Origin of the sequence: Peribacillus sp. ACCC06369, assembly GCF_030348945.1 — a bacterium.
Taxonomy (GTDB): domain Bacteria; phylum Bacillota; class Bacilli; order Bacillales; family DSM-1321; genus Peribacillus.
Window position 1 is genome coordinate 4,099,342 of the sequence record NZ_JAUCEN010000002.1, and the last position, 22,940, is coordinate 4,122,281.

Genomic DNA, 22,940 nt, shown 5'->3' on the forward strand with positions numbered 1-22,940 from the left:
AGCCAATTGCTATCGGTTGATCATTTATACCTCTATTTGTTGATCGTCAAAATCTTCTTGAGGTACGATTAATTCATTATAGAATGCAGCCATTGTTGTTCCTGCATAAGGAATCAACCATAGTAAACCAATTCCCAGCGTGAACATGCAAAGGATGCCCCACCCTATGAAGCTTAGGTGCATAAGGAAATACTTCCATTTCAAGCCCTTCATTCTTTTTCTGCTTTCTGTAATGGATTCAAGCACAGTGTATTCTGGATGATCCTTCAATAAGAAAAACTGCTGCGAATAGGCGATGCTTTTAATGATACCCGGAATGATTAATAATAATGACCATAAAAAAATGAAAATACCTTGTAAAATGGATGCACCAATAAGCTTGAAAGAGGTTCTTCCATCTTTATAGATTGCGAATACCTCTGGAATATCAGGATTTCCTTCCCTAACCAAATTCAAGTAGAACCAAGTGGTTGAAATGGTGAGCGGGATTAAGGCGATGGACAGGACCGTACTGAAGATATCAGACCATACCGGTGTTTCTTCCTGCATGAACCATTGTGAAAACCCACCGCTTACGATCACTTCGACAATTAAAGGTAAAATGATATTTATTAAGAAGAAGAGCAACATAAGCGATACAGCTGTTCCCCATTTACCTCCCAACGAATGCAGGGCTTTCCTTTTTAATTCTGAGATTCTCATATTCTATTTAACTCCCCTTTTTTAAACAGTGGAATTCTGAATATTCACCATTTTATTGCATATTTGGTTGAATTAAGAAAAACCACTATTTATTTGATGTTTAGATCCCATTTTGTATTTTAACATAATATTTCGAGCCGTGGGCTTAATTTCCTAGAAAGCACAACAAGCGGTTGAATCGGTTTCGGGCAATCACGATCACCTCCCATCTGGGCAATTAAATGATCCTTGGCTTGTTTGTATCCCTAACAGTTTATGAAAGCGAATATGACAATATGCCATTAATCAATTTCAGTGCCACGAACCCAACAATTCCTTCCAAAAACTTCGCTGAACCATGGCTTGTTAAGAATACCGTCAGCGAAGACGCTTTTATTTTTCACTATTGTTATTCTAGTTCCATTTTCCTTCTCCCCAATAAGACTTTGTGCGCCATTTACACTCAAGTAGATTCCAAGGCTCTCTTGCAAGAAAAGAGTAAAAAGTTTCTCACTATAGAAAGTTCCTTTCATCCGATCCAAGATAGTGAAAGGGACGAAAAGGAAATCTCCCCCTTTTCGTCCCCTATTATTTTTACTTAGTTTTCCCCCTTTCTTACTGATGAACCAAAGAACCGCCCATATAGGTTCCTTCCACTTGAATCCTATCGATTTCCTCCGGTCCGATCGAAAAATATCTCTTTCGAAATTTTTCCTGACTTACCCTAAAAGATCCGATTGCGCTTTAAAACAACAAAAAAAAGAGCATCCCAAAAGCCGAATAGTTTCCGCCTTTGGAACACCCTTTTTCTATGATCAATCAGAGCCAGTTATAATAAAATCGTCTTGGAGCAAAGCTAAAGGTAGCTTTCTGTTTATAGGATCCCCTGCCGTGACATTGATTTCAGTAATGTGACCACTGGCACCTATTGAAACATCAATCAATTTCCCATCCTCCGTTTTCACTAAAAAGAGCCTCTCCCATTCATAAACATAGGAATTCTTTTGAACGTAAACTTGTTCGATGGTCCCATCATGTACACACTCGATGGTATGAATCGGTTTTAACACGGAATCACTCCTCCACTCTCCATTATTAGACTAAAGCTTAAACCCAGCCACGGAATATCGAGGCTTCTGCCATTTTTCTGACACCCACCATATATGCCGCCAACCTCATATTCACTTTTCTAGTCTCGGACATTTCATATATTTGATTAAATGAGTTGACCAATAACGCTTTTAATTTGGTTTGGACCTCTTCATCTTCCCAATAATAACCTTGATTATTTTGAACCCATTCAAAGTAAGAAACAGTCACACCGCCTGAACTTGCCAATACATCGGGTACAAGAAGCACATCCCGTTCCGTCAAGATCTTGGTTGCCTCTAAAGTTGTAGGTCCATTAGCTGCCTCCACGACAATTTGGGCCTTGATAAGATGTGCATTTTCTTTGGTGATTTGGTTGGAAATGGCAGCAGGCACTAAAATATCACAATCTTGTTCCAGAAGTTCTTGATTAGTGATTTTGTTTTCGAATAGTGTCGTTACCGTTCCAAAGCTATCCCTTTGATCAAGTAAGTAATCGATATCCAGACCATCCGGATTATATATCGCACCATATGCGTCCGAGATGCCAATCACTTTCGCACCTGCATCATGCATGAATTTAGCTAAAAAGCTTCCTGCATTCCCAAACCCTTGGACGATGATGCGTGCACCTTTCAATTCTATGCCCTTACGCTTTGCCGCTTCTTCGATACAGATGGTGACACCTTGTGCAGTCGCCTTTTCCCTACCGTGTGAACCGCCCAGTACCAGTGGCTTACCTGTAATGAAACCAGGAGAATCGTGTTCTCTTATTCTACTGTATTCATCCATCATCCATGCCATGATTTGTGAATTCGTATAAACATCCGGTGCCGGAATATCTTTAGTCGGCCCAACTATTTGGCTGATCGCCCGAACATACCCGCGGCTAAGTCTTTCCAATTCACCAATGGACATTTGGCGCGGATCACAGATGATGCCGCCTTTTCCTCCGCCATATGGCAGATTCACAATTCCGCATTTCAAACTCATCCACATTGACAGTGCCTTGACTTCTTCCTCATCGACTTCGGGATGAAAACGGATCCCACCTTTTGTCGGACCAACGGCATCGTTGTGCTGGGCACGGTACCCAGTGAATATCTTCGTCGTATTATCATCCATCTTAATTGGAATCCGGACGGTCAGCATACGAAGAGGTTCCTTCAAAAGCTCGAACACTTCTTCAGAATATCCAAGCTTATCCAGCGCCTCCTTGATTACGACCTGTGTTGATTCAAGCAAGCTGGCAGTTTCTTTTTCTTCTTTGATCGTTGTACTCAATGGAATTCACCTCATAGGGATATTAGGATAAAACTCTTTTAATGCGTTCGATTGCCCAATCCAATTCTTCTTTTGTAATCACTAACGGCGGAGCAAAACGGATGACTGTATCATGTGTTTCTTTACATAGCAGTTTTTCTTCTTTAAGTTGCTCACAATAAGGTCTTGCAGCTTCTGTCAATTCAACCCCGATGAATAGACCTCTACCACGGATTTCTTTAATCATCGGATTCTTGATTTCTTTTAAACTATCCATGAAATATTGTCCAAGCTCCAATGAACGTTCCGCAAGCTTCTCATCTTCAAGGACTTCCAATGAAGCGATGGAAACCGCACATGCCAATGGATTGCCGCCGAATGTGGAACCATGTGAACCAGGATTGAATACGCCAAGGATTTCACGGTTTGCAGCTACGCAAGAGATTGGGAAAACCCCGCCGCCAAGCGCCTTGCCTAAAATGTACATATCCGGAACTACTCCATCCCAGTCAGAGGCGAACATTTTTCCTGAACGTCCAAGTCCTGATTGAATTTCATCAGAAACGAATAGGACATTATTTTCTTTACACAGTTCGTAAGCTTCTTTTAAGAATCCTTGAGGCGGTATGATGATTCCCGCTTCACCTTGAATCGGTTCGATTAAAAATCCAGCCGTTTGCGGTGTAATCGCTGCTTTCAATGCATCAAGATCACCATAAGGAATAAGCTTGATCCCTGGTAACATCGGTCCAAAGCCCCTTCTATATTCATCATCGGATGACAATGAAACGGCTGCCATCGTACGGCCATGGAAATTCCCGATACAAGCAATGATTTCAGCTTGGTTTTCTGCAATTCCTTTAACATCATAACCCCAGCGCCTAACAGCTTTGATTGCTGTTTCAACGGCTTCAGCACCTGTATTCATAGGCAGCGCCATGTCTTTTTGCGTAATGCGGGACACCATTTCATACCATGGGCCTAATTTATCACTATGGAATGCACGGGACGTCAATGTCACGCGATCTGCTTGTTTTTTTAATTCGTCGATGATTTTCGGATGCCTGTGACCTTGGTTCACTGCTGAATAGGCACTTAGCATATCCATATATTTGTTTCCTTCAGGATCTTCCACCCAAACTCCTTCTGCCTTCGAAATGACGATTGGAAGTGGATTATAATTGTTTGCACCATATTGTTCTGTTTGCTCGATTAATTTTTCCGTTACTGTTGTCATGTTGATTCCCCCTCAAATTATAGCGTTTCAGATGTTGTTTTTCCTTGAAGATGCAGAACTAAATAATCAGGACCGCCCGCTTTTGAATCTGTACCTGACATATTGAATCCGCCAAATGGCTGGTATCCTACAATGGCACCAGTACAGCCACGATTGAAGTACAAGTTACCTACGTGGAAATCCTCACGCGCCTGTTCGATATGTTCAATATTGTTCGAGATGACCGCACCTGTTAATCCATAATCCGTGTTATTGGCGATCTCGATAGCATGATTGAAATCTTTTGCCTTACAGAACGCTACCACTGGTCCGAAAATCTCTTCTTTCATGACTCGTGCATTCTCATCCACATCAGCAATGATGGTTGGCTGGATGAAGAAACCTTTTGAATTGTCTCCTTCTCCACCTGCAACAAGTTTCCCTTCTTGTTTACCGATTTCAACGTAGCTCATGACTTTGTCGAAAGCGGCTTGATCGATAACCGGACCCATGAAGTTGTTTACATCGGTTGGTTCCCCGACCGTTTTTTCTTTCGTTAATTCAATGACACGATTCAAGACTTGGTCATATACATCTTCCACGATGACGGTACGTGAACAAGCAGAACATTTTTGACCAGAGAATCCGAATGCAGAAGCGACGATTGATTGTGCTGCCAATTCCAAATCAGCCTCTTTATCAACAACGATCGTGTCTTTTCCGCCCATTTCAGCGATGACACGTTTCAACCAAATTTGGCCTTCATGAACTTTAGACGCACGCTCATAAATACGGATTCCAACATCACGAGATCCGGTAAAGCTGATGAAACGTGTGCGAGGATGATCTACCAAATAATCACCAACTTCAGCACCGCTTCCTGGAATGAAGTTCACGACTCCTGCCGGTAAGCCCGCTTCTTCCAATACTTCAATGAATTTTGCTGCAATGACCGGTGTTGTACTGGCCGGTTTCAATAAGACGGTATTACCTGAAACAAGGGCCGCTGTCGTCATGCCTGCCATGATCGCAAATGGGAAATTCCAAGGTGAGATGATGACACCGACACCAAGTGGAACATAACTGAAGGCATTGTGTTCAATCGGACGGCTTTCCACTGGCATGCCGTCTTTAAGCTTCAGCATTTGGCGTGCGTAGTATTCCATGAAGTCGATCGCTTCCGCTGTATCTGCATCCGCTTCATTCCAAGGCTTTCCTGCTTCTTTAACCAATATAGCAGAGAAATAGTGTTTTCTTCTCCGAACGATGGCTGCAGCCCTGAATAAAATATTTGCACGCACTTCAGCTTTCGTTTTTCTCCATGTTTGGAATGTCTTATCTGCCGCTTGCATGGCTTGCTCAGCAAGGTCCTTATTTGCTTTGGACACAGTTCCAATTACTTCTTCTTTATTTGCTGGGTTTACAGAGGTAATGACTTCATCAGTAAACACTTTTTCACCATTAATGACCAGCGGATATTTCTTCCCTAAATCATTAGCTACATCATTCAATGCCACTTGAAAAGCTTTATTGTTTTCTTCGATTTTAAAATTAGTAAATGGTTCGTGTTTATATGGTTGGACCATTATGGCTCATCTCCCTAAAGTTAATGTTTTTATTTCTCACTTATTTAATAAGCAAGTTCCGTGCCAACTTTTCATTTTTTCGTAAAAATATTGTTTTTTTATGAAATATGCAATGAAATTCAGCACTTTTGGGGCAAAATTGACATAGTATGCCATTATTTTTTGCTCTAATCCCTGTTATTGTCGCTTAAACCTTACACTTTTTATTAATGCAAGATTCATGCCAACTCATAAAACCATAAAAAACAGTGTTTTTACACTTTTTCCGCAAAATATCTTTGCACCTGGATGCAAAATATCCTTGCTGTGCAAATTTTATTTGCGCCTTTTCTTCAATTCCACTACAATAGCTCTAAGAAATGAATAAAAACGGGAGGCATTCATGCATTTAGATCAAATCATTAAAATAGAAGGTTTCCAAACCATCCTCTATTCGCTTGTGGATGTAATCGATATTGGGATACATATAATCGATATAAAGGGTCGAACCATCGTTTATAACAAGAAAATGGCTGAAATTGAAGGAATGGAATCAGAGGAGGTATTAGGGAAAAAGATTCACGATATCTTTAAATTCAAGGAAGAAACGGAGAGTACATTAATCCGGGCGCTCCATTCAGGTAAGGCTACCGAGAACTCGAAGCAGACATACTTCAATAATCTTGGACAGGAAATTACAACAATCAATAATACGTTTCCGATTTTGGATCCGAACCAAACGATCATCGGAGCAATTGAAGTGGCAAAGGATATAACGAATCTCGAAAGAATCATTAAAGACAATATCTTAAATAAGGGCGATACCAAATATACGTTTGACAGCATCATCGGAACCAGTGAGAACTTCCTGGACGTCATAGAAAAGAGCAAGCGCTCGACCAGGACCACATCCTCCATCCTCATCGTCGGGGAGACGGGAACCGGAAAAGAACTCTTCGCCCAAAGTATCCATAATGGCAGCAGCCGTTCGACACATCCTTTCATCAGCCAAAACTGTGCTGCCCTGCCAGATAGTTTAATTGAAGGAATACTCTTTGGCACAAAGAAAGGGGCCTTCACCGGATCGATCGAAAGGCCTGGATTATTCGAACAGGCACAGGGCGGAACCATCCTGCTTGATGAAATCAATTCGTTAAATCCGAATTTGCAAGCGAAATTATTAAGGGCCCTTCAAGAAAGGACGATTCGTCGTGTTGGGGATACAAAAGATAAAAAAATTGACGTTCGGGTCATTGCAACGATAAATGAGGATCCAATAGATGCCATTTCAAATGATCATTTACGAAAGGATTTATACTATCGATTAAGTGTCGTTTCGTTATTCATCCCTCCTCTTCGTGAGCGGAAAGAGGATATCCCTTTGCTGGCTCAATCCTTCATCGAGAAATTCAATGCGCTGTTCGAATTGAATATTGAAGGGATCAGCGAAGAGGTTTACTCACTATTTTATGATTACGACTGGCCTGGGAACGTAAGGGAACTTGAACATATCATTGAAGGGGCCATGAATTTACTGGAACCTGGCGATACCAAGATTGCCATCAATCACCTTCCTACCCTATTTAGAAAGAAAGCACATTTTGAAGACATTCATCCCGATAAAAAAGATGTCCAAACGAATGGAGATTTACAGGAGTCGACATTATCTCTTGATGATTATATCGCCAATACTGAAAAGCAATACTTGGAGAAGGTATTAAAGGAACATGGCATGAACATCTCTAAAGCAGCTAAAGCCCTGAATATCAGTCGCCAAAGTCTTCAATACCGTTTGAAAAAGTATCAGGACAAATAACGTCTTTCCTGCACAAAGAAGGCCCCCATTGATATATGGGGGCCTTCTTTGCCTGTTCATCCAGTACCTTTTCGATTCCTTTCAGCCGAGAAACTTCCCAATCAGAATGTTTCAGCAGCTTTTGCAACGTTTTCCAAACCATCCGCGATGATTTTCTGTGTCCGATCCGGATACTGATTATGTCCTTCAATGACCACTGCCTCCGGATTGTTGATCCCCCACAGGCTAATGATATTTTTAACTAAATTCACAGCCATTTCAGCAGAAGCCATTCCTTCCAATGCATAATCCGAACCGCGGGCATTCAATAGCATGACCTTTTTATCGCCAGCATACCCAACCGGTCCCTCCGCGGTATAATTGAACATAATACCTGCTTGTGACAAATAGGAAAGGTATGTGATCAGCGGCGCAGGAACCGTTGCGTTCCATAGAGGGAATGCGAAAACAACTTTATCCATGGCTAGGAATTGATTTAAGAATTGGTCAACCAGTTTTGCCGCTTTTTCCTCTTCAGCTGTCAGTTCAAGACCCTGATTGCGTTTATACAAACCAGTAATGGCTGTATTCCCATAGTAAGGAAGTTCTTCTTTAAATAAATCCAACTCGATCACTTCATCTGTACGGTGGGTCTCTTTATATGTTTCTAAGAATGTGTCATACATTTTCGAGCTGATTGCCTGATCTGCAGGGCGATCGTTCACTTTTACGAATAATACTTTTGTCATTTCCCCATTCTCCTCTGTTGCCGTTTCTCTTTTCCCAAATAATCTATTTAAGAATCCCATTTTTCCTCACCATTGCTTTCTACTTTAATTCCATTACAATAAGCCCTTTTTAGACGACTAAATGAATCTCATTGCCTGATGGATCTGTTACGACATAAAACTCCTCTTTTTCCGTAACGACAGTTCCTATTCCTTTCAGTCGTTCCATCACTTTATCTCTCGCTTCATCATTTGCAAAAACGAGGGTATACCAGTTTAGTCCCACACTATTTTCCTTAGGAGCTGGGGCGCCTACACCATTCCAAATGTTCAATCCGATGTGATGATGATATCCCCCGGTGGAAGTAAAGAGTGCTCCTGCGTACCGATTCACAACAGTAAACCCAAGACCTTGCATGTAAAACTCCTCCGTGTTACGTAAATCTGACACATGCAAATGTATATGTCCCATTAAGGTACCTGCAGGCATTACGCTCCATTCTCCATTACTTTCTTCCAGAAGGTCATTCCCATCCAACGGATCCGTGCCCATCGCGACCTCCCCATTGGCCCACTTCCAATCAGTCGATGGCCGGTCAGAGTAAACTTCAATGCCATTGCCATCAGGATCGGTAATGTACAGCGCTTCACTCACTTCATGATCCGCCGCTCCAAATGGATATTTCGTTTGAAGTAAATGTCGTAAGAAAATTGATAAGTCTGCACGGGTCGGCAGTAAAAGGGCAAAGTGATATAAGCCCGTCGTCCGCCCTTCTTTTGGAATCACATCAGCAGGCTGTTCAAGTGTAAGCAACGGGGTTTTTCCGTCAGTCGTTAAAACAGCTTGCCTTTCATTTTTCTTCAATACTTGAAGGCCGATGATATCTTGATAAAACGTGATGGCTTTATCTAAATCCAAAACATTTATACTGACTTCGCCAACAAAAGTAACTGGTTTTTGATGAAAATTCTTCATAATGTCACTTCCCTTTTTTATTGAAAATCATGTTATCCAAAGAGAGGGCTATGCGGTTTGTACACGCTAGATAGACTGACATGGCTAGTAGTGCCAAGTCCAGTTCGTAGCCCGCTGCTTGCCCGTTTCCAAGAAAACCAGCAGATAATTTAGCCGTAAAAATCGCCCCCGCCATAATGACCGCAAACAGGACGGAAACGATTCGTGTTCCCAAACCAAGTATAACCGCAAGTCCACCGATTAATTCGATACCTGCAACGATGTAAGCCATGAACCCAGGAATACCAAGACTATCAAAAAATCCCGCCGTGTTTCCTATGCCCCCTTGAAACTTTGAAATGCCGTGAATGAAAAAGGTAAGACCTAAAATCACCCTTAAAAAAACTTGACCTGCTTCATTTTTATTCATGTATGAACTCTCCTTTTTTATCGGTTACTTTATGTAAGTAATTATATTTAAATAAGTTTATAATGTCAAGTAAGTTTATTGGAATATAAAAAGAAACGAATTGCCGAAGCAACTCGTTCCTTGGTATCACGGTTTAAATGTGTAATAAATGGTTGAATTGATGATGAAAGAGTCCGCAATGGTTCTCCCGACTTCCTCACATGCCACTTTACGGAACTTTGTCGCATCAACGGGCTCATATAATAATTGATGAATGCCGTCCACTGACCGTATTGCGACAGTTGCGTCAGGCTTCGTCTGAAATATCCTTTCCAGGATTTCTTCTTTATTGGGGACCAGGCTGGCAATCCATACTAGATCAAACTCCGCATAATCATGAAGGGCGCCATCATTCAAAATATAATCTGAAGTCCCTTCGTTATCCAGTTCTTGGACGATGCGCCTGCCAAGTGAATGGGCTTGTTCATCTATATCGAGACAAGTCATTTTTGCATCCAACTCCCGTTGAAGCAGTAACGGGCTTAATGGCAGAGGACCCGTTCCTACAAATGCAAATGACTGAATATCTTTTTTCACTTTTTTCAATTCATTGACTTCCGTTTTGATCAGTTCTTTGTAGTTATCCCAATAAATGAACGAACGGAAGTCATCCAGGGAGTTCACCCTGCCAATAAATAACTTGGCATAATGATCCTCCATCAAGGTTTCAGCAATCGTCAGCTTATCAAGCATGGTACCCCGAATCGATCGGATTTCATCATGGTTGAGAATTTCTTCAGCCATTTGCGGGTCCAATGGTTTCGAAATCATCGAAACCAGTTCGGATAAAACACGATTGATTATTTCGTTATTTGGTGATAAATCATCTTCTTTGAGTAAGGTTTTATATGTATCCATATATGTATGAATGATTTTTTCCTGTTTTCTAGACCATTTGATCGTTTTCAAGGCGAACACTCCCATTAGGAAATAATTTTTTACTTAACTGTGGAATATACAATGCTAAAAATACGGAACGTCCTAAGCTGAATACAGTAAAGGCCAGCCATAATGCATGGTTTTGATATGCCGGCAAAAAGATATACAGTGTGATCACAAAGGCGATCAAGGAATAAATCATCGAGTTACGAATCGGGGCAGCTTCTGTTGCCCCAGTAAAAACTCCGTAGAAAACGATGCCTACGCTAGCCGATAGAGGAAACAAAATAAGCCAGATCCCATAAACGTTTGCAAGCTCAATGACACTCGGTATCCGTGTGAAAAGCGAAAGGATGGACTCACTGAATAAATGGTAACTGGCAGCAATCATCAGGGAAGATATTCCCCCCACTGCAACGACAGGCTCAGGGTCTTCTTATATAAGCGCTTATCTCCCGCACCAATCGCTTTTCCAACAAGTATGCTCGAAGCATTTGCGAACCCGTCAAAGAAGTAAGCCATCATATAGTGAATTTGGATGAGAACGGCATTCGCTGCCAATATCTCCGTTCCATACGAGGCTCCCTTTGCGGTGAAGATATTAAAAACGGTCAACAGGCAAAGCGTCCTGATGAATAAATCCCGATTCACCGACATCATTTTCTTAATGGATGACGGATCGAACATCTCTTTCAAAGGAGGCAATTCCATTTGATGTGGCGACGCCTTCAAAATAATGATTAGTCCAATGAAAAAGGCCGTCACTTCCGAAAGGAGTGTCGCTATGGCCACCCCCGGCACACCCCATTCGAATATATGGACAAATAACAAATCCAGGGCAATGTTCATGAGGTTCATGAACACCTGTAACACTAGCGAAACCTTGATCTTGGACATCCCCATCAGCCATCCCAATATGACGTAATTCATCAAAGTGAATGGGATTCCCCAAATTCTAATGCCGAAGTATTCAGCCGCATATCCGCGTACATCAGCATCCGGATTCATCAGTGTTAAGGAAACTTGTTCAATTGGCCCCTGAAGAAGGATGAAACCCATCCCTACAACAATCGCCAGGATAAATGGCCTAAAAAGGCTAACACACCTTGCTTTTCGTCGTCTGCCCCAAGTGCTTGTGCAGCAAATCCCGAAGTACTCACCCGCAAAAATCCAAACAGCCAATACAAGGTATTGAAAATGATCGTACCTATAGCAACGCCACCCAAATAAGCAGGGTTTGGTAACTGACCCACAACGGCGGTGTCCACCGCACCTATTAATGGCGTCGTTATCGTCGATATGGTCAGAGGAATGGCCAAGGCCAAATATGATCGATGGTTCACTTTACTTCCCCCTTAGTCCCTTTTAATCGAAATCGTTACGATTTAAAACCTATAAGTGGTATAACCACTTTATTCAAACATCGAAATCAGCTCTTTCGTGTATGAATGGCGATCGTTGCAAAAGAGATGTTCGTTTTCAAAAGAATCCACAATAACACCCCCTTTCATCACCATGATCCGTTGGCTCATCTCCTGTACTGCCGACAAATCATGGGAAATGAAAAGGTAAGAAATGTCCAAAGTCTCCCTCAGCTCGCCTAACAATTTCAGCACCGCCGCTTGTGACAGCACGTCAAGGCTTGAAGTCGGTTCATCCAATATAATGAGGGCCGGTTCAATGCTGATTGCGCGCGCAATGGTCACACGCTGCTTTTGTCCGCCGCTTAGTTCATGCGGGTAACGTTCAGCTAAATCCTTTGGAAGCTCCACGGTTTCCAGCAGCTGTCCGATAAAGTTCCCTTCACTTGTATACGTAAAATGTTTCATATTGACCTGGCTGCCATATTGAAGATATGGATCCATTAGTGAATCTTTTATCCTTAGTTTTGGATTCAAAGCTGAAGCAGGATTTTGCAAAACGGCCTGGATATTCTTGCGGTATGGGTTTAAACTGCGTTCACTTTTATTTTGCAGCGCGGTTCCTTCAAATAGGATGCTTCCTCGGTCAATAGATTCTATCTGAAGGATGATTCTTGCCAATGTGCTTTTTCCGCACCCGCTCTCTCCCACTAATCCCAGGCATTCCTTCCTTTCGATGCTAAAATTCACGTTCCTCAGTATTTCTACTCCATTATCATAGGTTTTATGGACATTTCGTACGTCTATTAAACTCATCCCGACACTCCTTCAAGCTTAAATGGACTTCTTCTCAGTGTAGGCGATGATTGAATCAGTCTTTTCGTGTAAGTATGCTGTGGATGATTCAAAACCTCATCCTTATCACCGGTTTCAATAATGGCTCCGTCTTTCATGACCGCAATGCGGTCCGCATATTTCCTAACATGACGTAAATCATGGGTGATGAACAAGATTGCACATCCGGTTTCTTTTTGGAGCCTTGATAACAGCTGCAAGACCTTAAAGGAAGATACACTGTCCAAGGCAGTGGTCGGTTCATCAGCTATCAATATATCCGGTTCAAGCAGCATGGCTATTGAAATGGATACACGTTGAAGCTGCCCACCGCTTAATTGAAAAGGGTATCTACTGTAGATACCTTCATTCAGGCCCACCGATATGAGCGCCTTGACCGCTTGCTTGCGCCTTGCCTTTTTGGAAAGGTTCAAATGTGTCCGCTGATATTCCTCGAAATGTTGACCGATGGTATGGAACGGTGTGAATGAACCCTGGTAATCTTGAAAAATATAAGCCAGGCGCTTTCCGCGAAAATGCCGGATTTCAGAAGTGGATAGTGTTAAAAGATTCTTTTCCCCATACCATATTTCCCCCTTTGCTTGGAGATTCGGTGCAAGCAGCTGGCCGATTGCCATGGCCGTCATGCTTTTGCCGCTCCCACTTTGTCCGACAAGTGCGAACCACTCACCTTCATGCACATCCAATGAAAGATCCTTGACGATATGATTTTGCTTTCCCATGATATTTAGATGTCTTACGGATAAAATGCTCATGATTCCACCTCCTTTTTCACATCGAATGCATCGCGCAAATAATCACCGAGTATGTTGGATAAAAGGACGACAAATACGATGGCTAGCCCCGGGTAAATCATCAGTAACAGATTGGATTGAAAATATGGACGGGCATCGTTCAGCATGGCCCCCCACTCCGGTGCCGGCGGCTGCGCCCCGAGCCCAATATATGATAAGGAAGATATGAGCAAAATTATTTTCCCTAAATCGAGACTCGAAAGGACAAGCACGTTGCCGATGAGATGAGGAAATAGATGCTTCCGCATGATCCTGAATGAACTTAATCCATTGATTTTAGCGGCTGTGACATAATCCTTCTGGCGTTCAGTGATCACCGTACTTCGTACAAGCCGGGCATAATTCACCCATTTCACTAGAACGATCGCCAAAAGAAGATTTTCGATGCCTGGCCCTAATAGGCCACTCAGCACAATGGCAACAATCGTATCAGGGAATGCGAGAAACGCGTCTCCAATGCGCATGAAGATCCGATCGATCAGTCCTCCTTTAAATCCGGCAATCACCCCGAATGGGACGCCGATGATAACAGCCGCTAACAAGGATAAGAGCCCGTAGCCAACCGTCAGCTGTGCACCTAGCAGAAGGCGTGTCAATACATCACGCCCTAAATGATCCGTTCCTAATGGATGTTCCATACTTGACGGCCATAGCCTTTCTCCCAGATTGACCAATGTCGGATCATGTTTCAGGATAAGAAAGGTGTAAGCCGCAACGGTTAGGACCAAAACCATCACCGTAAATAGGAGGGTCATCCTCCACCGTCTTTTGGATTGTTTTTTGAACACTAACTCCATTTTCCATGCTTCCTCCCCTTCAGTCTTAGCTCCGGATTTAAATATCGATAAGATAAATCAACGGCACTATTAACCATGAATACAATGATGGCCATGATCAACAGGTACCCTTGAATGACTGGGTAATCCCGCGACCGAATCGAGTCCACGACCATCTTACCTATGCCTGGATAGGCAAAAATCACTTCGATCACCACTACACCGCCGATCAGGCTGCCAAGGCTGACACCGAATACGGTAATGACCGGGGGCAAGCTATAACGAAATGCATGGACAAAGAATATCCGGATTTCTGAAATCCCCCTTGACCTGGCAGCCCTGATGAAATCTTGACTGAGGGAATCAATCAAACTCGAACGCAGCAACCGGACGTACACACTAGTGATGGCCAGCCCCAACGTGACAGACGGCAGAATCAAAGAACGGAATCCGTCCCTTCCCATTGTTGGAAGCGCCCCCCATCGCACCGCAAATAAATCTATCATTAGCAGTCCCAGCCAAAAGCTAGGAATGGCTGCCCCCAACAAAGAAACGGTACGGCTTAATTGATCAATCCAGCTTCCTCTGTACAATGCGGCAAACGACCCTAAAGGAATGGCTATACCAAGCATGACAAGCAATGCCCCAACCGTCAGCTCAAGTGTAGCAGGCAGTCCGCCCATGATCATTTCCATAACGGGCTGATTCGTAAGATAGGAATTCCCGAAATCCAATTGGATAAAGTCCGCAAACCAATCGCCATATTGCACGATCAGCGGATCATTGAACCCCAATTCTTCACGAAGCTCATTGACTTGCTCGTTTGTGATTGAAACATCATCCACTTGAAGTATCGAAAGAACCGGGTCCCCCGGAGCAAGCCGAACAAAAAGGAAAGAGATAAATGTAATCACAAGGACAAAAATCACGACCTCAATAAATCGCCGGAACAAGATGCGGAACATCACTTCACATCCAGTTCATTCGTCAGCATGTAGTATTCGCTTCTCGAAGTGATCCAGTTTTCAACTTTATCGGCGTCATAGGCAACAAGTGTATTCGGGTGTAAAATGAACGAATTATACACTTGTTCATCCACATACATCGCAATATCTTCAGCTAAATCCGAGCGCTTCTCCTGTCCGACCGTTACATTCAGCTTGTCAATAAGGGACGTCAGGTGATCATCATCGGCCCCGCTGAAATTCAAAGCTCCCTTTGGATGATAAGTTGCATTTAAATAATAACCGGCATCCCCGCGCGGAGCCGTTAAATTGCTGTAGGTCGTTAAATCCCAATCCCGATTGGCAGCCATATACTCTTCCGGGATTTCTATTTGCTTGATTTTCACATCAATCCCCAACTGGCCGGCATCCGATTGAAAAACTTGGGCAATTAACGGCAGGTCGGCACGAGAACTGTATGTAAGAAGTGTAAACGTTAACGGTTTGCCGTCTTTTTGCATGACACCATTCACTTTCTTATATCCCGCCTGATCAAGAAATCCCTTAGCCGCTTCCATTCCATTCTCTTTTTTCGGATAGTCCGGAGCAAACGAGAAAGTGGATGGAAAAGGCCCTGTTGCCACTTCTGCATGACCATGTAAAATCGTATCCGCAATCGAAGAGCGGTCGATCAAGGCATCTATCGCCTTTCGGACGTGTATGTCCTGCAGGGGTTTACGCTCCAAATTCATCGTCATTTGATGGACACGGAAAGTCGATGTGGATTCCACCTTCACACCATCTATCGCTTCTAAATTTTCCAGGCTTTCCACTTCCGGACGGAAAACAATATCTGCGTCTCCCGATTCCAGGGCAAGAGATCGTGCATTGGCATCTTCATTAAATGAAAACCTGGCTTTCTCAAGCTTAGCGGATCCATCCCAGTAAGACTCATACCGGATTAGATCAACAGCCGTACCTGGTATGAACTTCGAAACGGCAAATGGCCCTGTTCCTATCGGCCTGTTTATGTAGTCACGTTCCGTTACATCAATAATCGATGTATTTGGATGGACCAATTCAGATGGAAACTCCGGAAAGGGAACCTTTATCTTAATGGTCAACTCATTTCCATTCGCTTCAATCGATTCAATGCGCAAGGCATTCTTGATCGCTAAACTATCTTTCATCGCCCGCTCCAAGGATGCCTTCACCGCTTTGCCATCCATAGGCTTTCCATTCTGAAAAGTCACACCCTCCCTCAACTCGAAATTCCATAATTGACCATCCTTGCTATCCCAGCTTTTCGCCAGCCAAGGTTCGATAGTCAAATCCTCATCATTGAGATGCACCAATGTCTCAGTGATCCCAGCCCTAAGTGACACATAACTGGTATCAACATTCGGATCAAGCGAGCTAGTTGCGAAATTAAAAAGTAAATTCACTTCCTTCTTCCCACTCCCTTGCTCTTTCGCAGACTCGGTCGAGCAAGCAGCCAAGAGCAAGAATGAGAGAAATAGAACAAAAATCGATTTATATTTTCTGAACATGATATATTCCTCCATTACTTCATATTTATTTATGCTGTAAAATCGTATTGATTACGATTTACACCTTAGTCATGACGAACCAATCTAATGTTACCTCAATCAGAAATCATCCTATATACACGCACCGTACTCGGAATACATACGCACTTACGAGTAAATGCTCTAAACTCACGAGTAACAGCTCTATATCTCGGCAATAGACGCAAAATCTTGTGTAATATCAACCAACTTAACTAAAACACCCATTCACGAGTAAATCAGCCAAACTTACGAGTATTTGCTCTAAACTCGAGATTAAACACCAAACTCTCGAGTAACAGCTCTCTAAATCTTGTTAATAGGCCAGATTCTTGAGCAATTGCACGAATCGCTTGTAATACGGCACATATCCTCTTATGTAAAATCTAAATCTTAAACTCAAGCAAGTGCTATATCCTCCAACATTAAAAAGCTCCTTCCATCAAATAAATCAAAATCGTTACGATTTAGACTTTGTGAAAATTAAAAAGTGACTCTTGTCTTGACTGTCTTTCATTATAAAACGTAATGATTACTATTAACAAGGTTTTTTTTCATTTTTGTTAATCGGCTTGCACTTCTTCCTTTGAGCTTCAAAATTTTGCTGCCATATCGGCTAAGAGGTACCTTCTTTAATTGGCTTTTGATTAAGAAAAAACTCCTGAAAAATAAATTTCAGGAGTTCTTCGGATCTTGTATATTTTTATTTTTTCAATTCGTTGTAATGATTGATAACTATTTTGGTTATTTCGCTATTTTCGTCCAATCCGCTAACCTCATTAAGTGCGTTAGCTACACCATTTTCTTTGATCATCGTTTGCAGTTTAAGCGCTTCTTCATCTTCATTAAAATCAAAGAGTAAAGCGGCTGCTATCGCCTTCGCCAGATTAGTATAGGAAAGACCGGCTTTCTTAGCTTCTACGGCAGGACGGACGAGTCGGTCGTTCGGCCCGAGCTTACGAAGCGGTGAACGGCCCACTCTATTCACTGAGTCATTTAGGTAGGAATTTTTAAATCGATTAATGATTTTTTCGATATACTGCTTATGCTCATCTGCGTCCAACCCGTATTGCTTTATTAAATATTCTCCCGTTTCCCCTAAGGTTTTCTTGACTTGCTCTACAATGCCTTCGTCTTCCAAAGACTGGTCAATCGTCGATTTGTTATTTTTGAGATAACCTAGGTAAGCAATGACGGCATGTCCTGTATTAACGGTAAACAGTTTTCTCTCAATGAACGGAGCTAGTTCTTTTACAATGGTCATCCCCTCGACGGCAGGAATGCTTTCATTCGTTTCAACGACCCATTCATAATAAGGTTCCACCAATACATCTAGTGATCCCTCGTTATTTTGTAAAGGAACGATCCGGTCGACAGCTGAATTAAAGAAGAATACTTTTCCAGCTAGGTTTTCCTTCGTTTCTTGATCCATGTTTTCGAGAATGTACCCTTCTAAAAGGTCTGTTGCCGATATTTGGTTTTCACAAGCAATCACATATAGTTTTTCATCGGTTTCCTTCACTCTTGAAGCTAACCCTTTTGCAATTAAAGGAGCGATATGAGGCAAAATATTCGGACCGATTGCAGTGGTAAGGTAGGTTGCCTCTGATATTGCCTTAATGATTTCCTCTTCCTGCTTTAAGCTGTTTAAACCTGAAACATTTTTTACAGTGACCGATTCTTGTTGATCAGTTGCCAATTTGACTTGATATTGTTTTTTAACATTTAACTGATCGATGATTTGTTCAGCTATATCTACAAATGTCACATGATATCCAGATTGTGAAAAGAGTGCTCCGATAAATCCTCTTCCAATGTTCCCTGCTCCAAAATGTACTGCTTGTTTCATTACAATCATCCCTTTATCAAGTTAGTATATAAATAGTCCAAAAATATGGCTTCCAGTCTTCTGCTGATCATTTCTTCGTCCGTAGATGAAAAAATCATGATGGATTCATTACTTTCAATTAAGCTTGAACTTATTAAGCTGACGATTTCCTGCTGCTTCACACTCAATTCTTCAGGCGCCAGCATCAGCAGCAAATTTTTCATATGGACTTCATTTCCATCCATACCTTTTACCAGACAATAATCCTCCAAGTGGGCGACCTGGAATATCAGCTCTTTCACATTCTTATGTCTGGTATGAAATAGGCCCATTCCAGTGCCAGGAATGCCTAATCCGCCTTTTTTTTCCCGCTCGTTCAGTGATCGGATCACATCATCCGCACCAATTAGCAATTCTTCCTTTTCAGCCAGCCTGACCATTTCTTCGATGATCCGCGGATGTCCTTTCATGTGCGGAAACCGATAAAACCGTAAGTTATCCGTGATCGACTCGATGCTCTGCTGGACATCTTTCAATTCCTGCAGCACTTCTTTCAATTCGCCATCCTCTTTTTTCGGCTGGGAATCCTTATGGCCAGTATGACTGCCATAACGCTTATTCTTCGTGAAGTTTTCAATATTCTTCCTTAAATAATTCCTGATGTTCAATATATTCTCTTCACTCAAAAGAGGGGATACGAGGATATAATCCATATCGATATATGGAAGCCGAACGGTAGAAATGATCACATCATAGTTATTCAGGCTGCCCTGCTGCTGGATATCCTTGATCGTCTTGATTTCTACAGTCTGGATTTCCATGATTTCTTTTTTGATCCGGCTTGCAAGCATCTTCGACGTGCCTATACCTGTCGGACAAACGATGAGTGCCCTTATTGATATTTCTTCCTCCCGCAACACTAAGGCAGATCCGAAATGAAGGACGATGAAGGCTATTTCATCTTCAGGAAAATCTTTGATTTCTTTGAATCCCTTTTCCAGACTGGTCTTCACTGCTAAAAAGAGAACCGGATACTTTCGTTTAATATCTTCCGTTAAGGGATTATACAATCCCATTTCCTGTTTGATCCGGAAGAGCGATGGTTCCATATGGGCAAGGAGCCCTTGATACAATGGGAAATCCTTGGTCAAATCGATTTGCAGTTGAGCAGAAACATCTTTTATCAAGTTCCTTATCAGCTGGCCCAGCACCACACTGTCATAGGGAACGGCATCCGCCGCATGAAGCTTGGAACCTTTAAGGATGGCCGCAAGGTAGCTAATATCATCGATGGTAAAAGAGACTTCCAGCATGGCACTGAGTTCCTTGCCTATTTTATTCATGAGATTATTTTCATCCGAGAGTTCGCTTATTTTCTTGAAGTCCTTCTCCAAAAGAAATTGGCCTTCATTCCTTTGCAGGGTTACATAAATATGTACAATCAACCCTATATACCCGCTATCCGCCAACCGCGAATGGACACTATTAAAAGTCGAGTTCAGCACCCCATCAATAGCCAGAAGATATTCGGGATCGAAATAGTCGAGGATTTTCGCTTCTGGAAATTTTCCTTCTTGCAACAAAAATAAACTTTCAATCAGCTCTTCATTAAAGAAGTGCAAGAAATAGGCGGCCTGGGCTTTCCGTTTATTTTCTTCAGTTCCGGCAAGCTCAATTCCGACTCCCCTTTTTCTGGTAACCACGATATTAAAATTTCTTAACCACTCGGTCAGTTCGTCTAAATAGGTGGTAAGAGTGGTTATGCTTATACCTAGATCCCCCGCAAGTGCTTGAGTTTTATATGATTCCTCCTGCAGTAAAGCTAAAAGGAGATGCAACTTTCGTTCTTGTGGCGTTTGATCGATCGGATGATTACCCATCAAGTGCTGTACTAGCCGAAAGACTTGTTGATTCTTTCCATCGATGGACAGCCCTTCATGCGTATTGCGTGTTAAATGCAATTCAAAAGATTGCAGGATTTTTTCTATGGACTTCAGATCACGTTGAACCGTCCGTACACTAACATTCAGTTGTGTCGCAATGGATATGGCTGAATGTTTCCCTGAAGTTTTTATGATCAATTCTATGATTGATTTTTCCCTTGAAGTAATATACATGCTACCAACTCATTTCAGGTGGAGTAACACGAGAAAATACTGAATAGAAAAGCGTAAAACGCTTTTCTATTCATGGTTTAGAGTATTTAATTATTTCCGACGTTTATGATATCCATCAATTCCCTGGCTGATGTGGCTTTAACCATCTTTTCAATATTCTCCATTTCAGAGCAGGTAACTGCTATGCCAGATAGAATTTCAAGATGTGTTCCATCCTTACCGGCAATGCCGAATATCATTCGTGCCTTTTGGCCGTCAAAGTCGACACCATCAGGAATCTGTAAAACGGTAAATCCAGATTTAAGGACATCTTTCTTCGCTTCCTCGGTTCCGTGCGGGATGGCTACATCATTGCCCATATAAGTTGAAGTCAATTCATCGCGGGCAATCATTGCCTCAATATAGCTTTCCTTCACGTAGCCTGCATTGAACAAAGCCCTTCCCGCAAAGCGGATCGCTTCTTCTTTATTGGCAAATTGTTGATTAAGGAAAACATTTTCTTCGCGAAGCAATTCATTATCATCCTGTTCATCTTCGTTGATGCCAGGCTCGATTGAATGCTCACGAACACCGGGAACTTTCTCTTCGGCATCTTCGACGATTTCATGAAGCTCATCGGTACCGTCATCCTGAAGCCGTGCAAGCAATGCATCGTATTCAGGGCTCGATAAGAAATTATCGACAGATACATGATAAGCATTCGGAACTTTATTCTGTGCCCTTGGAGTTAACTCTTCCTGTGTAATGACTATTTGTGCATCAGCAGGAATGTTTGAGATCGCCGTATTTGTAACCGCGATATTCAATCCGGCTTCCTTCACCTTCTTGCGAAGCAGCGAAGCCCCCATCGCACTTGATCCCATCCCAGCATCGCAGGCAAATATTATTTTGCTGACGTTTGTTGGCATCGTTCCCGGATCTGAAGCGAATACATCGGCTACAGAGCTTTTCTTGCCTTTCATTTCTTGCATTTTTTTCGCGGCATCTTCAATATTCTCTTCGGATTGCTTTCCTGTTTTCAAGATGAATGCACCGACGATGAATGAAACAAGGGCCGCTACGATCACGCCTGCAAAGTTAGCAACATATGCGCCCGCATTATGCGGAGTTACTGCTGTAATGGCAAGTATGCTGCCTGGAGAAGCTGGAGCGAACAATCCTCCGCCTAGTAGGACCAATGTGAAAACTCCACTCATGCCTCCAAGAATGACGGCTAAAAATAACATCGGTTTCATTAGGATATAAGGGAAATAAATTTCATGGATCCCACCGAAGAAATGAATGATGGCTGCTCCTGGCGCCGATTTCTTCGCCGTTCCCTTTCCAAAAAAGCAATAGGCAAGCAATACGCCGATACCTGGTCCAGGATTAGATTCCAGAAGGAACAGGATTGAAGCCCCTGTTTGTTTAACTTGCTCTACACCGATTGGTGATAGTACACCATGATTAATGGCATTGTTCAAGAACAATACCTTGGCAGGCTCGATCAAGATGCTTGTCAACGGCAGTAAACCTGTACCGACAAGCCAATCGACTCCTGCTACAAGCCAGCCTGTAAATACATCCACAGCAGGCCCGATGGCCAGGAAGGATAGAATGGACAATAAGCCGCCAAGTATCCCCGCCGAGAAATTATTAACAAGCATTTCGAAGCCGGCTTTTATTTTCCCTTCAATCAGTTGATCGAATTTCTTGATGGCATAACCGCCGAACGGTCCCATTATCATTGCGCCAAGGAACATCGGGATGTCAGATCCAACGATGACACCCATTGTCGCAATGGCACCAACTACTCCACCTCTATGGTCATGGATTAGCTTACCGCCCGTATAACCAATTAAAAGCGGCAGTAAAAACGTGACCATTGGTGTAACCATTTTGGCAAGGCTTTCATTTGGCAGGAAACCCGATGGAATGAATAGGGCAGTGATTAACCCCCATGCTATGAAAGCTGATATATTCGGCATGACCATTGAACTTAGAAAGTTACCGAACTTCTGAACGGCAACCTTTATATTAAAATGAGCCATTTTGCTCTCTTCCCTTCATATTAATAT

19 protein-coding genes and 1 pseudogene are annotated in these 22,940 nt (G+C 42.5%); 1 reads left to right on the top strand and 19 read right to left on the bottom strand.

Annotation, left to right across the window (positions count from 1 at the left end; translation table 11 throughout):
- Positions 1-24 precede the first annotated feature (24 nt).
- The 6 genes from QUF78_RS20835 to pruA all read right to left on the bottom strand — a co-directional run bounded on the left by QUF78_RS20835 (position 25) and on the right by pruA (position 5,835).
- Positions 25-702 (bottom strand): DUF975 family protein, encoded by a 678-nt coding sequence (locus tag QUF78_RS20835; protein WP_289326150.1) that lies wholly within the window; start codon positions 700-702, stop codon positions 25-27.
- A 281-nt stretch (positions 703-983) separates the two neighbouring features.
- Positions 984-1,223 carry a hypothetical protein gene (locus tag QUF78_RS20840; protein WP_289326151.1) on the bottom strand — a complete coding sequence of 80 codons (240 nt, stop codon included), beginning with the start codon at positions 1,221-1,223 and terminating at the stop codon, positions 984-986.
- A gap of 273 nt (positions 1,224-1,496) precedes the next feature.
- Entirely contained in the window at positions 1,497-1,751 is a 255-nt protein-coding gene (locus QUF78_RS20845; protein WP_289315213.1) for a biotin/lipoyl attachment domain-containing protein, read from the bottom strand.
- A 37-nt stretch (positions 1,752-1,788) separates the two neighbouring features.
- A complete protein-coding gene (locus QUF78_RS20850; RefSeq protein ID WP_289326152.1) occupies positions 1,789-3,054 on the bottom strand; it encodes a Glu/Leu/Phe/Val family dehydrogenase in 1,266 nt (421 codons plus the stop codon).
- Between the two features lie 22 nt (positions 3,055-3,076).
- On the bottom strand, positions 3,077-4,270 hold the full coding sequence (locus QUF78_RS20855; protein ID WP_289315211.1) for an ornithine--oxo-acid transaminase: 1,194 nt from the start codon (positions 4,268-4,270) through the stop codon (positions 3,077-3,079).
- Positions 4,271-4,287: 17 nt separating this feature from the next.
- The gene (gene pruA, locus QUF78_RS20860) at positions 4,288-5,835 is read right to left on the bottom strand and encodes an L-glutamate gamma-semialdehyde dehydrogenase (RefSeq protein WP_289326153.1); all 1,548 of its coding nucleotides are present in this window, start codon (positions 5,833-5,835) and stop codon (positions 4,288-4,290) included.
- A gap of 382 nt (positions 5,836-6,217) precedes the next feature.
- Between pruA and QUF78_RS20865 the strand changes: the two genes are divergently transcribed.
- Positions 6,218-7,630 carry a sigma-54 interaction domain-containing protein gene (locus tag QUF78_RS20865; protein WP_289326154.1) on the top strand — a complete coding sequence of 471 codons (1,413 nt, stop codon included), beginning with the start codon at positions 6,218-6,220 and terminating at the stop codon, positions 7,628-7,630.
- 101 nt (positions 7,631-7,731) lie between these two features.
- Here the strand turns inward: QUF78_RS20865 and QUF78_RS20870 are convergent, their stop codons facing one another.
- The 13 genes and pseudogenes from QUF78_RS20870 to QUF78_RS20930 all read right to left on the bottom strand — a co-directional run bounded on the left by QUF78_RS20870 (position 7,732) and on the right by QUF78_RS20930 (position 22,913).
- Positions 7,732-8,418, bottom strand: a complete 687-nt coding sequence (locus QUF78_RS20870) for an FMN-dependent NADH-azoreductase (RefSeq protein WP_289326155.1) — start codon at positions 8,416-8,418, stop codon at positions 7,732-7,734.
- 49 nt (positions 8,419-8,467) lie between these two features.
- The gene (locus QUF78_RS20875) at positions 8,468-9,313 is read right to left on the bottom strand and encodes a VOC family protein (RefSeq protein WP_289326156.1); all 846 of its coding nucleotides are present in this window, start codon (positions 9,311-9,313) and stop codon (positions 8,468-8,470) included.
- 4 nt (positions 9,314-9,317) lie between these two features.
- Positions 9,318-9,722, bottom strand: coding sequence for a DoxX family protein (locus QUF78_RS20880; protein WP_289315206.1), 405 nt, complete (start codon positions 9,720-9,722; stop codon positions 9,318-9,320).
- A 126-nt stretch (positions 9,723-9,848) separates the two neighbouring features.
- Complete coding sequence (locus QUF78_RS20885) at positions 9,849-10,670, bottom strand: nicotianamine synthase family protein (RefSeq protein WP_289326157.1); 822 nt, start codon at positions 10,668-10,670, stop codon at positions 9,849-9,851.
- A pseudogene (locus QUF78_RS20890) lies at positions 10,648-11,983 on the bottom strand (MATE family efflux transporter). The gene QUF78_RS20885 and the pseudogene QUF78_RS20890 overlap by 23 nt, the downstream one beginning before the upstream one ends.
- 69 nt (positions 11,984-12,052) lie before the next feature.
- Entirely contained in the window at positions 12,053-12,817 is a 765-nt protein-coding gene (locus tag QUF78_RS20895) for an ABC transporter ATP-binding protein (protein ID WP_289326158.1), read from the bottom strand.
- Positions 12,814-13,611: an ABC transporter ATP-binding protein gene (locus tag QUF78_RS20900; RefSeq protein ID WP_289326159.1), complete on the bottom strand. Its 798-nt coding sequence runs from the start codon at positions 13,609-13,611 to the stop codon at positions 12,814-12,816. The genes QUF78_RS20895 and QUF78_RS20900 overlap by 4 nt, the downstream gene beginning before the upstream one ends.
- Positions 13,608-14,447 carry a nickel transporter permease gene (gene nikC, locus QUF78_RS20905; protein WP_289326160.1) on the bottom strand — a complete coding sequence of 280 codons (840 nt, stop codon included), beginning with the start codon at positions 14,445-14,447 and terminating at the stop codon, positions 13,608-13,610. The genes QUF78_RS20900 and nikC overlap by 4 nt, the downstream gene beginning before the upstream one ends.
- On the bottom strand, positions 14,438-15,391 hold the full coding sequence (nikB, locus tag QUF78_RS20910) for a nickel ABC transporter permease (RefSeq protein WP_289326161.1): 954 nt from the start codon (positions 15,389-15,391) through the stop codon (positions 14,438-14,440). Before nikB ends, nikC begins: the two co-directional genes overlap by 10 nt.
- Positions 15,391-16,920 carry a nickel ABC transporter substrate-binding protein gene (gene nikA, locus QUF78_RS20915; protein WP_289326162.1) on the bottom strand — a complete coding sequence of 510 codons (1,530 nt, stop codon included), beginning with the start codon at positions 16,918-16,920 and terminating at the stop codon, positions 15,391-15,393. The genes nikB and nikA overlap by 1 nt, the downstream gene beginning before the upstream one ends.
- 721 nt (positions 16,921-17,641) lie before the next feature.
- Positions 17,642-18,787 carry a mannitol-1-phosphate 5-dehydrogenase gene (locus QUF78_RS20920; RefSeq protein WP_289326163.1) on the bottom strand — a complete coding sequence of 382 codons (1,146 nt, stop codon included), beginning with the start codon at positions 18,785-18,787 and terminating at the stop codon, positions 17,642-17,644.
- A gap of 5 nt (positions 18,788-18,792) precedes the next feature.
- The gene (locus QUF78_RS20925) at positions 18,793-20,883 is read right to left on the bottom strand and encodes a BglG family transcription antiterminator (RefSeq protein WP_289326164.1); all 2,091 of its coding nucleotides are present in this window, start codon (positions 20,881-20,883) and stop codon (positions 18,793-18,795) included.
- Positions 20,884-20,969: 86 nt separating this feature from the next.
- Positions 20,970-22,913, bottom strand: a complete 1,944-nt coding sequence (locus QUF78_RS20930) for a PTS mannitol transporter subunit IICBA (protein WP_289326165.1) — start codon at positions 22,911-22,913, stop codon at positions 20,970-20,972.
- Between the last annotated feature and the right edge of the window lie 27 nt (positions 22,914-22,940).

Bases quoted from the DNA above. Each gene is read 5' to 3' on its own strand.
- QUF78_RS20835 (WP_289326150.1), bottom strand. From the start codon at position 702: ATGAGAATCTCAGAATTAAAAAGGAAAGCCCTGCATTCGTTGGGAGGT.
- QUF78_RS20855 (WP_289315211.1), bottom strand. From the start codon at position 4,270: ATGACAACAGTAACGGAAAAATTAATCGAGCAAACAGAACAATATGGT.
- pruA (WP_289326153.1), bottom strand. From the start codon at position 5,835: ATGGTCCAACCATATAAACACGAACCATTTACTAATTTTAAAATCGAA.
- QUF78_RS20865 (WP_289326154.1), top strand. From the start codon at position 6,218: ATGCATTTAGATCAAATCATTAAAATAGAAGGTTTCCAAACCATCCTC.
- QUF78_RS20870 (WP_289326155.1), bottom strand. From the start codon at position 8,418: ATGGGATTCTTAAATAGATTATTTGGGAAAAGAGAAACGGCAACAGAG.
- QUF78_RS20875 (WP_289326156.1), bottom strand. From the start codon at position 9,313: ATGAAGAATTTTCATCAAAAACCAGTTACTTTTGTTGGCGAAGTCAGT.
- QUF78_RS20880 (WP_289315206.1), bottom strand. From the start codon at position 9,722: ATGAATAAAAATGAAGCAGGTCAAGTTTTTTTAAGGGTGATTTTAGGT.
- QUF78_RS20895 (WP_289326158.1), bottom strand. From the start codon at position 12,817: ATGAGTTTAATAGACGTACGAAATGTCCATAAAACCTATGATAATGGA.
- QUF78_RS20900 (WP_289326159.1), bottom strand. From the start codon at position 13,611: ATGAGCATTTTATCCGTAAGACATCTAAATATCATGGGAAAGCAAAAT.
- nikC (WP_289326160.1), bottom strand. From the start codon at position 14,447: ATGGAGTTAGTGTTCAAAAAACAATCCAAAAGACGGTGGAGGATGACC.
- nikB (WP_289326161.1), bottom strand. From the start codon at position 15,391: ATGTTCCGCATCTTGTTCCGGCGATTTATTGAGGTCGTGATTTTTGTC.
- nikA (WP_289326162.1), bottom strand. From the start codon at position 16,920: ATGTTCAGAAAATATAAATCGATTTTTGTTCTATTTCTCTCATTCTTG.
- QUF78_RS20920 (WP_289326163.1), bottom strand. From the start codon at position 18,787: ATGAAACAAGCAGTACATTTTGGAGCAGGGAACATTGGAAGAGGATTT.
- QUF78_RS20925 (WP_289326164.1), bottom strand. From the start codon at position 20,883: ATGTATATTACTTCAAGGGAAAAATCAATCATAGAATTGATCATAAAA.
- QUF78_RS20930 (WP_289326165.1), bottom strand. From the start codon at position 22,913: ATGGCTCATTTTAATATAAAGGTTGCCGTTCAGAAGTTCGGTAACTTT.